General features: G+C 31.2%; 16 protein-coding genes and 3 pseudogenes. 6 read left to right on the plus strand and 13 right to left on the minus strand.

The window, feature by feature from the left end:
• Positions 1-58 precede the first annotated feature (58 nt).
• Positions 59-2,101: a MobQ family relaxase gene (gene mobQ, locus GHI93_RS10575; RefSeq protein WP_153497008.1), complete on the minus strand. Its 2,043-nt coding sequence runs from the start codon at positions 2,099-2,101 to the stop codon at positions 59-61.
• A 268-nt stretch (positions 2,102-2,369) separates the two neighbouring features.
• Here mobQ and GHI93_RS10580 point away from each other — a divergent pair, with 268 nt between their 5' ends.
• Positions 2,370-2,654: a hypothetical protein gene (locus GHI93_RS10580; RefSeq protein ID WP_153497009.1), complete on the plus strand. Its 285-nt coding sequence runs from the start codon at positions 2,370-2,372 to the stop codon at positions 2,652-2,654.
• A gap of 12 nt (positions 2,655-2,666) precedes the next feature.
• Positions 2,667-2,933, plus strand: a complete 267-nt coding sequence (locus GHI93_RS10585; protein ID WP_010890660.1) for a hypothetical protein — start codon at positions 2,667-2,669, stop codon at positions 2,931-2,933.
• A 5-nt stretch (positions 2,934-2,938) separates the two neighbouring features.
• On the opposite strand, the gene GHI93_RS10590 is transcribed toward GHI93_RS10585, so the two are convergent.
• The 10 genes from GHI93_RS10590 to GHI93_RS10635 form a co-directional block, all read right to left on the minus strand.
• Positions 2,939-3,874, minus strand: a complete 936-nt coding sequence (locus GHI93_RS10590; RefSeq protein WP_153497010.1) for a type II restriction endonuclease — start codon at positions 3,872-3,874, stop codon at positions 2,939-2,941.
• Complete coding sequence (locus tag GHI93_RS10595) at positions 3,874-4,644, minus strand: DNA-methyltransferase (protein ID WP_153497011.1); 771 nt, start codon at positions 4,642-4,644, stop codon at positions 3,874-3,876. Before GHI93_RS10595 ends, GHI93_RS10590 begins: the two co-directional genes overlap by 1 nt.
• A 4-nt stretch (positions 4,645-4,648) precedes the next feature.
• Positions 4,649-5,512, minus strand: a complete 864-nt coding sequence (locus GHI93_RS10600; protein WP_289454067.1) for a DNA adenine methylase — start codon at positions 5,510-5,512, stop codon at positions 4,649-4,651.
• Positions 5,513-5,562: 50 nt separating this feature from the next.
• Complete coding sequence (locus tag GHI93_RS10605) at positions 5,563-6,894, minus strand: RepB family plasmid replication initiator protein (RefSeq protein WP_153497012.1); 1,332 nt, start codon at positions 6,892-6,894, stop codon at positions 5,563-5,565.
• Between the two features lie 685 nt (positions 6,895-7,579).
• Positions 7,580-8,524, minus strand: coding sequence for a toprim domain-containing protein (locus tag GHI93_RS10610; RefSeq protein WP_153497013.1), 945 nt, complete (start codon positions 8,522-8,524; stop codon positions 7,580-7,582).
• 25 nt (positions 8,525-8,549) lie between these two features.
• Positions 8,550-8,930, minus strand: coding sequence for a single-stranded DNA-binding protein (locus GHI93_RS10615; RefSeq protein ID WP_010890681.1), 381 nt, complete (start codon positions 8,928-8,930; stop codon positions 8,550-8,552).
• A gap of 14 nt (positions 8,931-8,944) precedes the next feature.
• Positions 8,945-9,310, minus strand: a complete 366-nt coding sequence (locus GHI93_RS10620) for a hypothetical protein (protein ID WP_011997518.1) — start codon at positions 9,308-9,310, stop codon at positions 8,945-8,947.
• A gap of 67 nt (positions 9,311-9,377) precedes the next feature.
• On the minus strand, positions 9,378-9,677 hold the full coding sequence (locus GHI93_RS10625; protein WP_153497014.1) for a hypothetical protein: 300 nt from the start codon (positions 9,675-9,677) through the stop codon (positions 9,378-9,380).
• Positions 9,678-9,679: 2 nt separating this feature from the next.
• Positions 9,680-10,447: a ParA family protein gene (locus tag GHI93_RS10630; protein WP_003134226.1), complete on the minus strand. Its 768-nt coding sequence runs from the start codon at positions 10,445-10,447 to the stop codon at positions 9,680-9,682.
• An 87-nt stretch (positions 10,448-10,534) separates the two neighbouring features.
• A complete protein-coding gene (locus GHI93_RS10635; protein WP_153497015.1) occupies positions 10,535-11,107 on the minus strand; it encodes a recombinase family protein in 573 nt (190 codons plus the stop codon).
• A 322-nt stretch (positions 11,108-11,429) separates the two neighbouring features.
• Here GHI93_RS10635 and GHI93_RS10640 point away from each other — a divergent pair, with 322 nt between their 5' ends.
• From GHI93_RS10640 to GHI93_RS10650, 3 genes and pseudogenes are all read left to right on the plus strand, one after another.
• Positions 11,430-12,185 carry an ABC transporter permease gene (locus GHI93_RS10640; RefSeq protein WP_006844814.1) on the plus strand — a complete coding sequence of 252 codons (756 nt, stop codon included), beginning with the start codon at positions 11,430-11,432 and terminating at the stop codon, positions 12,183-12,185.
• Between the two features lie 177 nt (positions 12,186-12,362).
• Positions 12,363-12,668: pseudogene (locus tag GHI93_RS10645) on the plus strand (site-specific integrase); the annotation flags it as partial.
• Positions 12,669-12,726: 58 nt separating this feature from the next.
• The gene (locus GHI93_RS10650; RefSeq protein ID WP_002329905.1) at positions 12,727-13,137 is read left to right on the plus strand and encodes a GNAT family N-acetyltransferase; all 411 of its coding nucleotides are present in this window, start codon (positions 12,727-12,729) and stop codon (positions 13,135-13,137) included.
• 225 nt (positions 13,138-13,362) lie between these two features.
• Here the strand turns inward: GHI93_RS10650 and GHI93_RS10660 are convergent.
• Positions 13,363-13,752: pseudogene (locus tag GHI93_RS10660) on the minus strand (IS30-like element IS6770 family transposase); the annotation flags it as partial.
• 214 nt (positions 13,753-13,966) lie between these two features.
• Here GHI93_RS10660 and GHI93_RS10665 point away from each other — a divergent pair.
• Positions 13,967-14,389 carry a cupin domain-containing protein gene (locus tag GHI93_RS10665; protein WP_003108064.1) on the plus strand — a complete coding sequence of 141 codons (423 nt, stop codon included), beginning with the start codon at positions 13,967-13,969 and terminating at the stop codon, positions 14,387-14,389.
• A gap of 95 nt (positions 14,390-14,484) precedes the next feature.
• Here GHI93_RS10665 and GHI93_RS13305 read toward each other — a convergent pair.
• Positions 14,485-14,667 (minus strand): annotated as a pseudogene (locus tag GHI93_RS13305) (IS6 family transposase); the annotation flags it as partial.
• Between the last annotated feature and the right edge of the window lie 112 nt (positions 14,668-14,779).

Below are 14,779 nucleotides of genomic sequence, written 5' to 3' on the forward strand. Positions count from 1 at the left end.
GTATAACATAAATGAGCATATTATGCTCATTTTTTGGTTACTATTTTTTTTGCTATTTTTACCTGCTTAAACCACCTGTTTTGGTATGTTCACGGTGTTTTCTTTCCATGTCCCATTCAACTTCTTCTAACCCTTTTTTATGTTGGTTTTCATTATTATATAAAACACTAATCAAAACTCCACTAAATAAACGATTCATATATTCTGCTGGGCTTGTATCTGAATAGGCAACTGATTGGTAGTTTTCCATATTTTTATCTCTATAAAATTCATTTTTATAGGACTGTTTATCATTCCTGTTTGTTGCTTCTTTTAGCAATTCAGGATCAATATTTTTATCTGCTTTAGCTTCTCCAATAAAGAGTTTTTTTGTTCCCTCAAATTTCAAAACTCTTGTCAGATGTTTATTGTTTATATCCTCTAATCTTATTCTTCCAGCAAGATAAGAAAGTCCTTGATTATGTTCTTTTGTAGAAAATAGAATTGGCGGTTCTTTAACAATATTTTCTAATTCACTTTGAGTAAGTTTTTTGATCGTTGGGTTGAAATAGATTACTGCATTATATGTTTTTTCTTTTTCAACTAAACTTAGTTTATTTAATTCACTATCAGGGAAAATTGTTCCAAGAACAACAGAATATTGTTGTTCTACAATTTTTCTTACTTCTTCAATAGAATTAATTTGTTTAAGACTACGTTGAATAATATCGAGTTCTTTTGAAAATTCTTCTGATTCATAATTTCGTAAAATTTTACCATGTGACATTTCAATATTTTCATAGTTATATCCTTGATAAGCTAAAACATTATTGATGTTATCAATATGATATTTTTCTTGTTTTGAAAGCATAGTTAAACTTGTAAATGGTCGCTTAGTTAAAGCAACTATTTGCCTATTTAAACTATCTGCTCTAATCATTGATAATCTATCGTCTAGTTCTGCACCAGTAAATACTTTATTTTCGCTCTCTGTTTCTCTGATTAATTGACGCTTTTCAGGCATAGAAAAAGCATTGCTATCTACGGTCGGATACATAGCTTTTATACTTCTATCTACAACTCTATCAATCAAACGATTTGCATTATCAAGTGAAAATTCTTGTTGACTAACTTTGTTTAATTCTTCTGAAACATCTTTACCAACAATTTGCTTAATTAAAACACTATTTTTCCAGTTGAAAAGCATTTTATTTTTTTCTTCAAGGTGTTCTAAATCAATAAAAGTATGCAACTCTTTACTCAATTCAGCAATAACTTTCTTTTCATTGAAAGAATAGAAGTTTTTTAGTTGCTTAACTTTAAGTTCATTATTGATTTTTTCGTCAAGGTTTTCTAGTTCTGCTTTATGTTGTCTATTTTCTAAAACAAGTTTATTAAATTCAGCACGTTCATCACGATTTCCAGTCACTCCTACGTGTTGCGTTGCAATATCATTTATACCTTGTGCTTCTAGTGTTTTTTCACTAATTCTTTCATCAATATTTTTTTCTTGAAAAACAGAATTAACATGGTCTGCCCATGCTTTTCTCCATTCTTCAACTTTACCTACTTTATCCCAGTCAACAAGCCAAATTTTTCTACTTCTTGCATGACCATTAGCTGTATAAGTTTTGTTTCCATTTTCATCTAAAATATATTCTTTTTTAGCCTTTTGTCCCCAGCTTCCGTCAGCATTAAACGGTCTATTTGTAAGCATGACATGAGCATGAGGGTTTTCATCATGATCTCTATGAATTGCAACATCTGCAACCATACCTTTATCAACAAATGTTTTTTGAACATATTCGGTCAATAGTTCTTTTTGTTCATCTTCTGATAATTCAATAGGCAAAGCAACGTTAAATTCTTTTGCATATCTTGAATTTACTTTACGGTCAACTGCTTCAACTTCGTTCCATAATTTTTGTCTATCTTTAGCCCATTCAGGTGCATTTTCAGGTAAAAGGATAAAACTTTCAGGCATGATACTACGATCATAAAAATAAGTTTTATTTTCCATTTCGCTATAAAGTTTTTCGCCACTTCTATAACTTGCACTAGCTACTGCACTTCTTCCCTTACCAGCACTAATATTACTAAAATTCATGTGAAATATTGCCATACCTTAGTTTCTCCTTTCCCTTGTTTTTTTGTTTTTTTGTTGTTGCCAAAGGCAACTTCTTATACCATTTTTTTGAGCAATTACACCACCCAATTTTGGAGTGGTGTGTAAGTGCGCATTGTCCTCGCTTCGCTCGGTCTGCTGACGCTTCTAAATCTTAATTCCATTTTACTATTTTTTTTGGTTTTTAGCAACAAATCTGTTGACATATAATTTTGATTATGATATTATCTTGTTACGGTCAATAAAAATCAAGTGAGGTGTACTTATGACATTATCTAGTTTAGAAAAACAACAAGAAAAATTAAATAAGCTAAACGAAAAAATTAAAAACGAAAAGAAAAAAATTGATAATAAAGTAGGTCATGAAATCATCAAATTGTCTAATCTTGATTATTCAAAATTGACTACTGATAAAATCAAAGAATTAACTAAAGAATTTTCAGAATTTTTAAAAGGAAAAAATGGTTCTGATGAAACTGAAAAATCTAATGATTGTGTTTCTGATGAAAACATTAATTCAGTTCATGAAAAAACTGAAAACAATTTTTAAGGTTGATTGCTTATGAGTAATCAACTTGAAAATTTAATTTCTAAAAAAGAAGAAATTCAGAAAAAAATTGAACGTGAAAATTCAATTTTAAAAAAATCAAAATACCTTGAAAGTACAAAAAAAAGAAAAGAAAGAACTCGAAAATTAATACAAAAGGGTGCTTTACTAGATAAGTATTTTGATACTGAAAATCTTTCAATTGACGAAACAGAAGATTTTTTAAAAATTTTCTCAAATTATATAAAAGAAAATAAACCTGATAAATATAAAAAAAACTAACTATTTTATTTTTTGTAGTTAGTTTTTTTTATATTAAATAAATTCACTAAAAAGTCTTCTTTTAACATTTCTAGATTAAATATATAGTCAATCTGTTCGAATGCTTCTGATAATGGTTTTTTTGCTGTATTCCAACCTTTACCATCTGTAATCCATATGAAAAATATATTTTGTTCTGATTTATTAATAAAATTATTGAGATTAATAAATTCTCCTGATACAGATTTCAGTTTAGAACCACCTCCACCATAATAATTAGTTTCAATTATCCAAATATTGTTAGAACGATAATCATAAATAACTTCGTCAAATCGCCTTTCAGATTTATCTACTGGGACAGTAATACCCCACTTCTTTTTAATATAACTTGCAGTAGCTTGAGATTTGTGTTCTAAATCTAGTTGAGCGCATAATTTATCTACATTTTTACTTAAAATGCTTTCCATAATTGTCCCACTTCGATTTTTACGTCCGTTACTATCTAAACCAGCTTCTATTCCGTAAACATAGTCTACAAGCGAACGATTAGCATTGTTTTTCAAAAAAGATAATAGTCCGGAATCTTCACAAAAATCAACATATTTTTTTATGTTTTCTGTGTTTATATTTTTAAAATCTAACTGTTGAAATTCCATATTATAATTTTCATCTAGTGATAATATGTCAAGAACAATATCCCTACTAGCAATCAGTGAAGGAATTGTTTTAATTAATTCAGGTTGCTTAGTGAATAAATTAAAAGATTCGTTATAAATATCAGATTTACCAATTAGATAATTTAGGGTATTTAGCTCTAACTCAAATTTTTTAGTTCCTCGTATGACTTTTTCCCAATTTATATAATATTCTGGTGTACGATTTGTAATGGCTAAAGTACTCATAAATAAGTTTAATCGTTCATCTGGTGAGGCTTTAATATAATTATCATAAGAAAATTCCATTATATGTTCTCCAATCTTTCAATTGCTATATCTAGATATTTTTTTTCTATATCTATTCCAATATATTTTCTATTTAATTTTTTTGAAACTACACATGTTGTACCACTTCCCACAAAAGGGTCAAAAATAATGTCACCTTCCTTACTAGAAGACAGGATAATTTTTTCTAAAATATATTCAGGTTTTTGAGTTGGGTGCTTACCAAACGTTTTTTCTGATCTTTTGGTTAAGGAGCCAGTCCATACATCTTTCATCTGTTTCCCATTGTTAAGTTCTTTCATTAGTTCATAATTGAAGTAATGTTTTGCTGATTTTCCTTCTTTACGAGCCCATAATATTGTTTCCGTTGAATGTGTAAAATAACGACAGGATAAATTTGGGGGGGGATTTGTCTTTTGCCAAGTAATATTATTTAAAATCTTAAACCCCTCTTCTTCTAGAGCCATACCAACTGAATAAATGTTGTGAAAACTACCTGAAATCCATATAGTTCCATTAGGTTTTAATATTTTTTTAGCTAAATTAATCCAATTCCTATTAAAGGCATGCTTTTCAGATAAAGAACTAATTTTATCCCACTCTCCTTTATTTACTGAAACCATTTTACCACCACTATTTGAAAAACCATTATTACTTAAAAAGTAAGGAGGATCTGCAAAAATTATATCTACACTCTCCTTATCCATTTTCTTCATATACTCAAAAGAATTAGCTAAAATGAGTTCCGAATTTAATTGTGTGTCTTTATAATATAATTCCTCTTCTTCCATGATATTATTCCTTATAATTTCTAATAATTACTTCATTTATTTTCCCACGACCTGATGCCTTTGAATTTATCATACGATTAGCTTTAACGATAGTAATATTGGTGTTTTCTAGACCATTATATAACTCATGGACTAAACCTACGTCAGAGTTAGATAACATCACTTTTACATCACGTTTTGTCAGTTCAACAAAGACATCTCTTAACCTTTTCTGTTCATCTAAACCAAATCCTTCGTGAGTGTATGATGTAAAAGTGCTAGTTGCAGAAATCGGGGCATATGGTGGATCAAAATAAACAAGGTCTCCGCTCTTTGCTTTTTTCACGGAATCTTCAAAGTCTCCGTTTAATATCGAAATGTCTTCTTTGTTTAAATATTGACTAATATTAGATAATAGCTTTTCATCAATAATTTTAGGGTTTTTATAACGTCCATAAGGAACATTGAACTGATTTTTTGAATTGACTCTATAAAGACCATTAAAATTAACTCTTAGCATGTACAATAATCGAGCAGCTTTCTCTACATCAGATAACTCTATGAATTTTTCAGTTCTATCTATTCCTCTAATATCTAAATAGTATTCTTTTGAGTTTTTTTCTTTATGAATTTCAAGTAAATTTATTAGTTCTGACAGGTTGTCCCTAATTTGTTTATAAGCATGTATCAAGTCTTTATTAAAATCATTAATAGTCGCATGTTTTGGCATCAACTCAAAAAACAACGCTCCGCCACCTATAAATGGTTCGAAGTAATGATTATATTCCTTCGGTAATAATGGTAAAATTTCAGGTAGTAGTTGCCTTTTCCCTCCCGTCCATTTTGTAAAAGGTTTTAACCTTACTATTTCTTCATCTCTCATTTTTATACTCACTCCCATATTTTCTAACATTTTTTACTTTAAAGATTTTTAAGTTCTCACTCATGATCTAAACCCTCGCCACGTAACTTTTTGTCGATTTCTGCTTTTATTTGTCTTAATTCTTCTTTTTCAGTTTCAGTCGTTATGTTCTCATATTCTGGCAAAAAGTCTTTTGCCACTTCTTCTAACGTTCTTGGTTTTGGCTTTTTGTAATTGGCACGTTCTGGTTGCTCTAAATCTTGCAAGGCAACGGTCGGTAAATAGCCCTCAATGGCTGTTTTAAGGTACTTAACCACGTTTCGTTTAGAATAGCCCTCTTGCTTACTTGCAACGTATGATAGATGTGTTTCTACCCCTTTTAATCCCCTTGCTTCTTTGAGTTCATCGTATAGTGGGTAAACTTTTTCTGCAAGTCCTGTCATGGTACTTATATTTTGCATATCAGCAACATTAATCAGCCATTTTTCGCCTAATAACTTGGTGTAAGGACTTTGCATAGCTTCGGTAAATAATGCTTGTTGTTTAGCTTCTCGGTCTGCTTTGTTTTCAAGATAAACTGAGTCTTGTTCTTCTTGCTTATAATATTCATTTTTAGCAACTGGTTTTTTCTCAATATGAAAGACAATAGAGTCAATGCTCCGCCCTTTTTTCACTTTGTCATAAGCCACGTTAAACGAGGTATGATCATTGATTTCTTCTAATGGTTTTTCTAGTACCCATGTAGTAAAGTGTGACATTTTTTGATACTCTTGAACCGTATCTGTCATTTCTCGCAATTCTCGTATAGAAATCGTGGGGTTGCGGTATTCTTCCACTTGTTCGTCTCTGCGTCCGCCCTTATTGCTGTAATGCTCATACTGGTTGTAATTCATGGTTAACCAACGATACAAAATAATAGAATACTTGCTGTTTAATTTTTGTAGTTCTGAAATTTTATATTGTGTAAATTCAGATTTTAAATTAATTAAATAAGGCATAATATGTTCGCTAAATTGTATGGTTACCTCATCATTGTAATCATTCCACTTAACATAAGGGATAGGGACAATGCTTTCATACTCAATACCTAGTTTTTTATTAGACTTGATTTTAAAATAGGCTTGTTTTTGCATGATCTCAATCGCTTCTTTAAATTGAGTATGCTTGCTGTTAGAACCGACCTCAAAAAAAGAAAATAGTTCTTCTTTTGAGAGATAAACAGTATTGTTTTCTGGTACATTCTCCGTATCAATGCAAGATACGGCTAACTCAAACATTTTTAAAGCTGTTTTTTGCATTTTAGCAACGCTGGTAATTAAAGCGTTGTTCTCTACTACTTTTCGTTTTTCAAGTTCATTCAACTTTAGTACCTGCTTCTGATTTTGTTCATTTTTTGGTATAATAGTCATAGAAAGTAACTCCTTTGTGAGTGATTTTAGAATTAGCATAGAGAAAACATTTTTGCGAGTGAATTTCTCTATGCTTTTATTATATCATAATAAGGACAGTTCCACAACAACTCCTGTCCTTATACATCGATTTTTCTGTCCTTATACATCGATTTTTCTGTCCTTATACATCGATTTTTCTGTCCTTATTATTCTGTAAACCCTTGAAAAACCTCACTTTTTTTTGACGCAAAAGAACAAAAGATTAAAATATATAAGATAAATATATATAAGGCTTCGCCTTTTTTTATTTTTTTCAAAAATTTAAACCAAAGGTCAAAACCAAAAGATTAAAACCAAAAGATTAAAACCATAAAAGATCATATTTTACGTTCTAAGCGATTTTCAGCACTTACCCTCATAAACTTTACCTGAATCAGTTTAAAAGCCATAAGAAATGACTATATGGCTTTCTAAGGCACAATAAACTGTTTATAGCTTTGGATATAACTTGCTGGTCTTTATCGCTGGAAAGCAAAATGATTAGTTAAAGAGAAAAGCAAGAGATACTCTAAAAGCTCATGTTTTGCTTTCTAAGCCCTTTTAAGCGTTAGTCGTAATAAGTTTACCTGATTCGTTTTAAAACTTCTTAAAAGCTCTGTAAAGCGTCAAAAAAAGCCTTTGAAACTTTAAAAGGCTTTTAAACTTATTTATTTTGTAAAACTTCGTTCCAATCTTTAAATTCTTTTGGTAAATCATTTTGAAAAGGGATATTTTTAAATTCTAAGTGCTCTAACTTATTACAGGCTTGTTTTCCAGCAATATCATTATCAAAACAAACGTGCAAAGACTGACAAGTTTCTTTTAAATTTAAGTTTTCTATACCGTATCTAAAAAATGAATAGACTTTTTCAATCGCAACTCCATTGATAGATATTAACCAAAAATTACCAGTTTCGTTTAATTCTTCTTCAAAAATAGAATAATAACTTAATAAATCAATCTCACTTTCAAAGAAAAAGATATGTTTTGGTTCGCCACTAAGATAATTAAAACCCCACATTGTATCAGCTTCTGTTGTTGGTGCAACATATTTAAAGAAATCTCTTTTAGTATGATATTTCTCTTTTTCTTCGTCTGTGAGTGGGATCGTACCTTGTTTAGAAAAACCTACAACTTTGTCGCCTTTAAACCATTTAAAAATGACTTCATTATTTTCATTTTGAGAAATTAAATCATAAGAAAAAAATAGGCGAACAATTTTATTAGGTATTTTTCGTTTTGCAACTAAATAGCGTTGCGTTTCTAAGGGGACAATAGCTTCTTTAACTTTATAATTAAATTTTTTAGGATAGCTTTTTTTAGGGATCGCTGGAAGAACTTTACCGTCTAAATCTTCACTTAATTTTGAGAGTGTTTCTTGTAAAGATAAATTATGCATGATCTGCATATACTGAACAACTCCACCTCGTGAATTTTTTTCAGATGAACGACTATTCCAAACAAAATAGTTTTTCCTTTGATTAATTTTTAAACTATCATGATGTTTATGTTGATAGTAGTTATGACCAACACTTTCAAGGGGTTCTCCAATTGAAAGTAAGTAGTCTACGATCGGTATATTGTAAAAGTCCACTTTGTCTTTTTCCATAAAAATCACTTTCCTTTATTAATTATTATGCTTTAGTTCTACGCTCCAATGTTTTTTCTTTTGATTCTTCATTTCTAAAAGTTGAAATTCTTTTCACTTCAAAATATTCTTTTTTACCCTCTGAATTTTCTTTAAAGTAACTGTCATGATAACCAATAAGACTAACTAATGATCCTTTTGTCACATATTCTGCAATACGACTGGCAATAGGGTTGTTTTTTGTATCAATTGCGGTGTATTTAATAAAAACAGATTCTCTTTCACCAGCTTCATTTTTTTTAAAAGGGTGTTCTTGTGCTAGTGTGATTGAAACAATAGCGTTTCCTGTTTTTTCTGAAATATTAATTTGAGGACTGTCTACTAATCTTCCTCTTGCTGTAAATTGATTGTCAGTTGCTATAAACATAAAGTTCTCCTTTTTTATTGTTTTAGATTTCTTGGTTGAAACCAAAAACAGAATGGGGCTAACATACAGTAGTAAGTGATAAATAATAATAATGAGGTGTGATTTTCAAGTGGTTCATGAAAAAAAGTGAGTGGTGCTGTCGCAAACATTAAGCTAAAAATACTGAAAAACCAAATGAAAATATGAACGACACGAATTGATCCACGATTATAATTTGTTGTTTTTTCAAGTCTTCTTTGAATTAAATATTCAAAGGGAAATAGTAGTCTTCTTAATAAGAAATTGCTACTTTTATTGCTAGAACGCATGAGAGCAATTAATGGCAAAAAGTAGATACAACTTATATAAAAGTAAAGCCATAAGTCCATTATATTTTTCATAATAAATCTCCTTTCATAGTTATAACTATAACTACAATTATAATTATAATTGTAATTGTAATTGTAGTTACTCAAACAATTCAGGGTGTTCTTCAAAATAGTCTAATAGTGCATTTCTAACTATTGATTTAGCTCCACCTTTTGTTCTTCCTAGTTTTTTACCAGCAATTTGTATTGCTTCTTTCATTGCTGGTTCTACTGCAACTGTATATAGAACTTGATTATATTCATCTTGTTCTGTTTTTATAATCTCTGAATAATCACTCCATGTTTTATTATTTTTTTCATCATTATTCATAAAACTTTTTGGTTGAGTTAAACCAGAAATTTTTTCTGTATCAACTGCTTTTTTAAATTCTTTTTTCATTTTTAATACCCCAATTCTTGAACTAATTTTTCATAATATTTTTTTGCATTTTTATATCGACTATCTTCAATAAGTGCTAATGGTAATTCATAAATTGAAACAGCTTCTGAAAAAGCAATTAAATTAGGAATATAAGTATCTGTCATTTTAATATTATGAGCTTGTGCAACTTCTCTTAAATTTTCAAGCATAAATTTATGAGTTTTTGTATTTAATTGAGTTTTTGTTGGTACGATATATCGAACATTAACATTTTTATCATCTGTAATTTTTAAGGTTGTTTCAGCATTTTTAACTGCATAAGTTTCAGGAACTGCTACAACAATTAAATCATCAACAATTTCAACTATATTTTCAAGAACAATATCAACCGCTGGTGCCATATCAAAAATAATATAATCATAGTCGTTTTTGACTGATTCAATGAAATTTTTAAGGTGCTTGTTTCTAGTTTTTGGTTCTTCTGACGAAACAGCAATAATAAAATCAGATAATGACTGATTACTTGGTATTACATCAAGATAATCATTTACTTTTATAAAGTATTTAGACGCTTTTTTAGCACTCCAATTACTCGTTAGATAAGCTCCTAAAGTTGTTTGTAATTCATCTGAATCTACACCAAAAGTTAAACTTGTGTGACCTTGTGGATCTCCGTCAATTAACAAAACCTTTTTCTTTTTTAAAGAAAGTACACCAGCAACATTTGTTGCGGTAGTAGTTTTAGCAACTCCACCTTTATTATTATAAAAAGCAATAACCTTACTCATAAGCAAACCTCCTTGTTTATATACTTATATTATAACATTTATCAGTTGTAATTACAACTACAACTACAATTATAACTACAATTATAGTTATAACTTTGTTTTGTTGCTTATTTTATTAAATCTTCTTTTTTGAGTAGAAACACTAATGCCAGTTTTTCGTTCGATCATCTTGTGTGTCATTCCTTGTTGTTTTAATTCATAAGCTAATTGAATTTGTTCTTCTGTAAATTTATTGGGTCTACCCTCTTTAAAGTTTGGATTATTTTTTCTTGAATATTCTTTTCCCTCTTGTGTTCTGCTAACAATCATATCTCTTTCAAATTGAGCAAAGGCACTAAAAATAGTAAAGATTAATTTTCCAGTTGCGGTATTATCTATCACTCCCATATTTAAAATATTTATTTTTATATCCTTATCAAAAAGTTCTTGAATAGTTGCTAATGCTTCTCTAGTATTTCTTGCGAAGCGATCTAGCTTTGTAATGATTAAAGTATCTCCTGATTCCAATGTATTTAATAAATTTATAAAGGCTGGGCGACTATTTGTTGTTCCAGTAAATTTTTCTTGGAAAATTTCTTCTGCACCAGCATTCTTTAATTGTTCGATTTGAGATTCTAGTTTTTGGTCTATTGTACTTACTCTAGCATATCCATATTTCATGATTTTCTCCCTCCACTTATGAGCCTTTGTTATGAGCCTTTAAAACTCCTTTGTTTATAGTATATAAAAAAATAGCCCATAACTGTTAAGTTATGCATACATATGAGTTTGTTTAATAAGATATTCTATAAACTCAAATGTGCGAAGAAACTAAAAAAGCCCTAAACGAGCGTTTATGAGGCTTACAAAGAATAGAAATATTGTTTGTTTATGGATTATATAACAAAAAATAAAGTTCAAATCTCTTATATGGATTTTAGGGGGTTATGTGTACGCTGGGCCAGTTAGCGAAAGTGGTTGCTGGCAGATTGGAGGTACACGCATGAATTTAGCAGTTAATAATACGTCGCTATTTTTGGCGGCAATGTTAGTGCTCGTCGCGTTAGGAATTAGTTTGTGGCAGAAACTTGGCTTAGATAGGGACATCGTCATTGGTGTCGTGCGGGCTGTTGTACAACTATTTATCGTGGGTTACTTGCTAAAGTATATTTTCCGAGTCAACAATTTGTGGCTAACGCTGGCGATGATAGGCTTCATTATCTTCAATGCGGCTTGGAATGCGAAAAAACGGGGGCCGGGGATTGACCATGCATTAGCCATTTCGTTATTAGCCATTTTTGTTAGTACGGGGGTAACACTCGGCGTCCTCGTGCTATCTGGTGCGATTAAGTTTGTGCCATCGCAAATGATTCCCATTTCTGGTATGATTGCGTCGAATTCAATGGTCGCAATTGGGCTGGCTTATCGCAGCCTCAATAGTCAGTTTCATGACCAGCGGCAAGCTGTGCTTGAACGTTTGGCGTTAGGGGCTGGTCTACTTGATGCTTCGATTGCCATCGTGCGTGAGGCGATTCGTACGGGGATGTCACCAACCATTGATTCGGCAAAGACTGTGGGTCTAGTCAGTCTGCCAGGGATGATGTCCGGTTTGATCTTTGCAGGGGTCGATCCAGTACGGGCCATTAGGTATCAAATTATGGTCACGTTCATGCTCTTATCAGCGACTAGTTTGGGGTCAATAATTGCGTGCTATTTAGCTTACCGTAATTTCTATAATGAACAAAAACAGTTGAAGTAATGACTCCTGATTGCAGTCCCGCGGGGAGTCCTTTATGATGGAAGCTGATCTTTTTTGTCCGAACAGCGTTCGGATTAATTTTACAATCTACCAGTACGATAAAAATAATTGGTCATTCATTGACAAAAGTGAACCAATTATAGGCAAGGACTGTTCTATTATTGAGGTTAAATAGATATGCAACAAATCGTACTCCCAATCAAAGACTCTAACGTCTTAAAAATGGTGCAAGACACCTTACTAGATAGTTTTCGGGCAGGTCGCCGTAACTACACTATCTTTCAAGTTGGCAAAGCCACCCTGCTGCGGGTGAGTGATGTGATGACGTTAAAGAAATCCGATGTCTATAATCCAGATGGCTCTGTTAAACACACGGCCTTTATTCATGATAAAAAGACCGGTAAAGCAAATACACTATATTTAAAGCCCGTGCAACAAGACTTGTTGCAATATCATGATTGGCTAGTCCAACAGAATATTGATGTTATCCTTAAATCTTAGAGTCACTATTGTATAAAATTTGAATAGGAAGTTAATAAAAATGACAATAAATTTCAGTATAAGTAAAGATATCGATATTAAGCAATTAGAAGAATTATATAATGACGTTGGTTGGAGTGCGTATACTCAAGATTTGGAAGTATTAAAGCAAGCTATATTACAATCGTTAGATGTTATAACTGTTTGGAATGACGATAAATTAGTAGGGCTTATTAGGGCTATTGGAGACGGATTAACGATTGTGTATATACAAGATATACTTGTTTTGAATGCTTATCAGAATAAGGGTATTGCAAGTGAATTATTGCAAAGAATATTAAATAAATACAAAAATGTTCGTCAAAAAGTTCTTTTAACTGAAGAAGCTTCTGATGTTAGATATTTTTATGAAAAGAATGGTTTCGAATCCTGTGATAAGGGATTGTTAGTTGCGTTTGCTAAAATGAACTAAATTGTGATCTTGAGAGTGGCTTAGCCACTCTTTTTTTGACACGAAGTGTCAATTTTTGCGCTAGCAAAAACAAGCCTCGCAGAGCCTACACTTTACCATGTGAAGAAATGGAACGCTCTTCGGCTTTTCGGTGTCTACTGAAATCAAGGTATTAATGGGAATACCAGCCTAAGATATTTGGAGTTCAGAGAGAACGCGTTTGATTTTCAAACTTCGCAACAGAACCGGTTTTCTTTTACCTTTCATCGGTAGTGTGTCAATATCAAATATTCCTTTAGAAAATAAACGATAAAGTGTTCTCATACCGCATGAAACAGGCCTTTCTTTTCGCCCGATAATGACGTCAGGCGTCCAACCAAGAGTGACTTTCTCTTTAATGTAATCTACTTCATGAGCAGGTAATTGAATGACTTTTCTACCACATTTTTTCTTATTTTCTTTATACTGGTGCCAATAATCAAGAGCAGTCTTGCCTTGCTTGAACTTATTGACTACATTATAAATAGTTTGTATAGCACGTCCCATTCGGTTAGCGATTTCAACCGGTTTATTATGTTGAAGATAATATGATTCTATCATTGTCAGTTCGTCTATGGTAAGATGTTTGTAGGTCATTTATGGTTACACTCCTTTGTTTTCTTTCGTCGGAAATACAATTTGAGTGTACCATAAATGCCTTTTTATTTTTCTAACTTAATTTTACAATTCGCGTCTTTAAAAAAACGGTAGATAATAACTTTTTCTTTGCTTTGTAAACGGTTTTATGTTATTACTATAGTATAGATTAATTATTAGAATTAGTCTAATTAAGAACAAGGAGGACTTTCTAATGACATTCGATTATAAAGATCATGGCAAAGAAAAATTTATCGTTAACATTGAGGATTATACCAAAGAAAACGAGAATTACCGTACAACAATTTGGACTGGTGAAAAACTTCAGGTTACATTAATGGCTATTGAACCCGGTGACGATATTGGTTTAGAAGTACACATGGGTATCGATCAATTCCTCCGTATCGAAGAAGGTAAAGGTTTATGCCAAATGGGAGATGCCGAAGATAATCTTACATTTGAACAAGAAGTTTCAGATGATGATGTAATTTTAGTACCTGCTGATACTTGGCATAATGTAACCAATATTGGTGACAAACCTCTGAAAATTTACTCAATTTATGCAGGTCCTGATCATGTCCCTGGTACAGTACATAAAACGCATGAGGAAGCTAAAAATGATCCTAATGAAGACTAATTTTAGTTATATGATTTGTCAAATTAAGTTAGAATAAAATGGGTTCTGTTGCGAAGTTTGAAAATCAAACGAGCCCTCTCTGAACTCAGAATATCTTAGGCTGGTATTCCCATTAATACCTTGATTTCAGTAGACACCGAAAAGCCGAAGAGCGTTCCATTTCTTCGGTTCTTTTTATATATTCCTCGAATGGTCTCCATTGGACCACTATCAAATAATAAGACATAAAATGAGCTATATTTTTTCAATATTTGAGTGTTCAGAAAATGGTCATTTTCTGAACACTCTTCTTTTGTTATAAAAACTCTCAAAATCATTTACATTTCTTGTTCATTAACCCGTAATTTATTCTATGTTCATTTATATATATATTTTTAAGTTATGATACAA

The sequence above is a fragment of the Lactococcus hircilactis genome (genome assembly GCF_009601015.1).
Lineage (GTDB): Bacteria > Bacillota > Bacilli > Lactobacillales > Streptococcaceae > Lactococcus > Lactococcus hircilactis.

What these genes read in the sequence shown, in the direction of transcription:
- mobQ (WP_153497008.1), bottom strand. Translation starts at nt 2,101, where the DNA reads ATGGCAATATTTCACATGAATTTTAGTAATATTAGTGCTGGTAAGGGA.
- GHI93_RS10580 (WP_153497009.1), top strand. Translation starts at nt 2,370, where the DNA reads ATGACATTATCTAGTTTAGAAAAACAACAAGAAAAATTAAATAAGCTA.
- GHI93_RS10585 (WP_010890660.1), top strand. Translation starts at nt 2,667, where the DNA reads ATGAGTAATCAACTTGAAAATTTAATTTCTAAAAAAGAAGAAATTCAG.
- GHI93_RS10590 (WP_153497010.1), bottom strand. Translation starts at nt 3,874, where the DNA reads ATGGAATTTTCTTATGATAATTATATTAAAGCCTCACCAGATGAACGA.
- GHI93_RS10595 (WP_153497011.1), bottom strand. Translation starts at nt 4,644, where the DNA reads ATGGAAGAAGAGGAATTATATTATAAAGACACACAATTAAATTCGGAA.
- GHI93_RS10605 (WP_153497012.1), bottom strand. Translation starts at nt 6,894, where the DNA reads ATGACTATTATACCAAAAAATGAACAAAATCAGAAGCAGGTACTAAAG.
- GHI93_RS10610 (WP_153497013.1), bottom strand. Translation starts at nt 8,524, where the DNA reads ATGGAAAAAGACAAAGTGGACTTTTACAATATACCGATCGTAGACTAC.
- GHI93_RS10615 (WP_010890681.1), bottom strand. Translation starts at nt 8,930, where the DNA reads ATGTTTATAGCAACTGACAATCAATTTACAGCAAGAGGAAGATTAGTA.
- GHI93_RS10620 (WP_011997518.1), bottom strand. Translation starts at nt 9,310, where the DNA reads ATGAAAAATATAATGGACTTATGGCTTTACTTTTATATAAGTTGTATC.
- GHI93_RS10625 (WP_153497014.1), bottom strand. Translation starts at nt 9,677, where the DNA reads ATGAAAAAAGAATTTAAAAAAGCAGTTGATACAGAAAAAATTTCTGGT.
- GHI93_RS10630 (WP_003134226.1), bottom strand. Translation starts at nt 10,447, where the DNA reads ATGAGTAAGGTTATTGCTTTTTATAATAATAAAGGTGGAGTTGCTAAA.
- GHI93_RS10635 (WP_153497015.1), bottom strand. Translation starts at nt 11,107, where the DNA reads ATGAAATATGGATATGCTAGAGTAAGTACAATAGACCAAAAACTAGAA.
- GHI93_RS10640 (WP_006844814.1), top strand. Translation starts at nt 11,430, where the DNA reads ATGAATTTAGCAGTTAATAATACGTCGCTATTTTTGGCGGCAATGTTA.
- GHI93_RS10650 (WP_002329905.1), top strand. Translation starts at nt 12,727, where the DNA reads ATGACAATAAATTTCAGTATAAGTAAAGATATCGATATTAAGCAATTA.
- GHI93_RS10665 (WP_003108064.1), top strand. Translation starts at nt 13,967, where the DNA reads ATGACATTCGATTATAAAGATCATGGCAAAGAAAAATTTATCGTTAAC.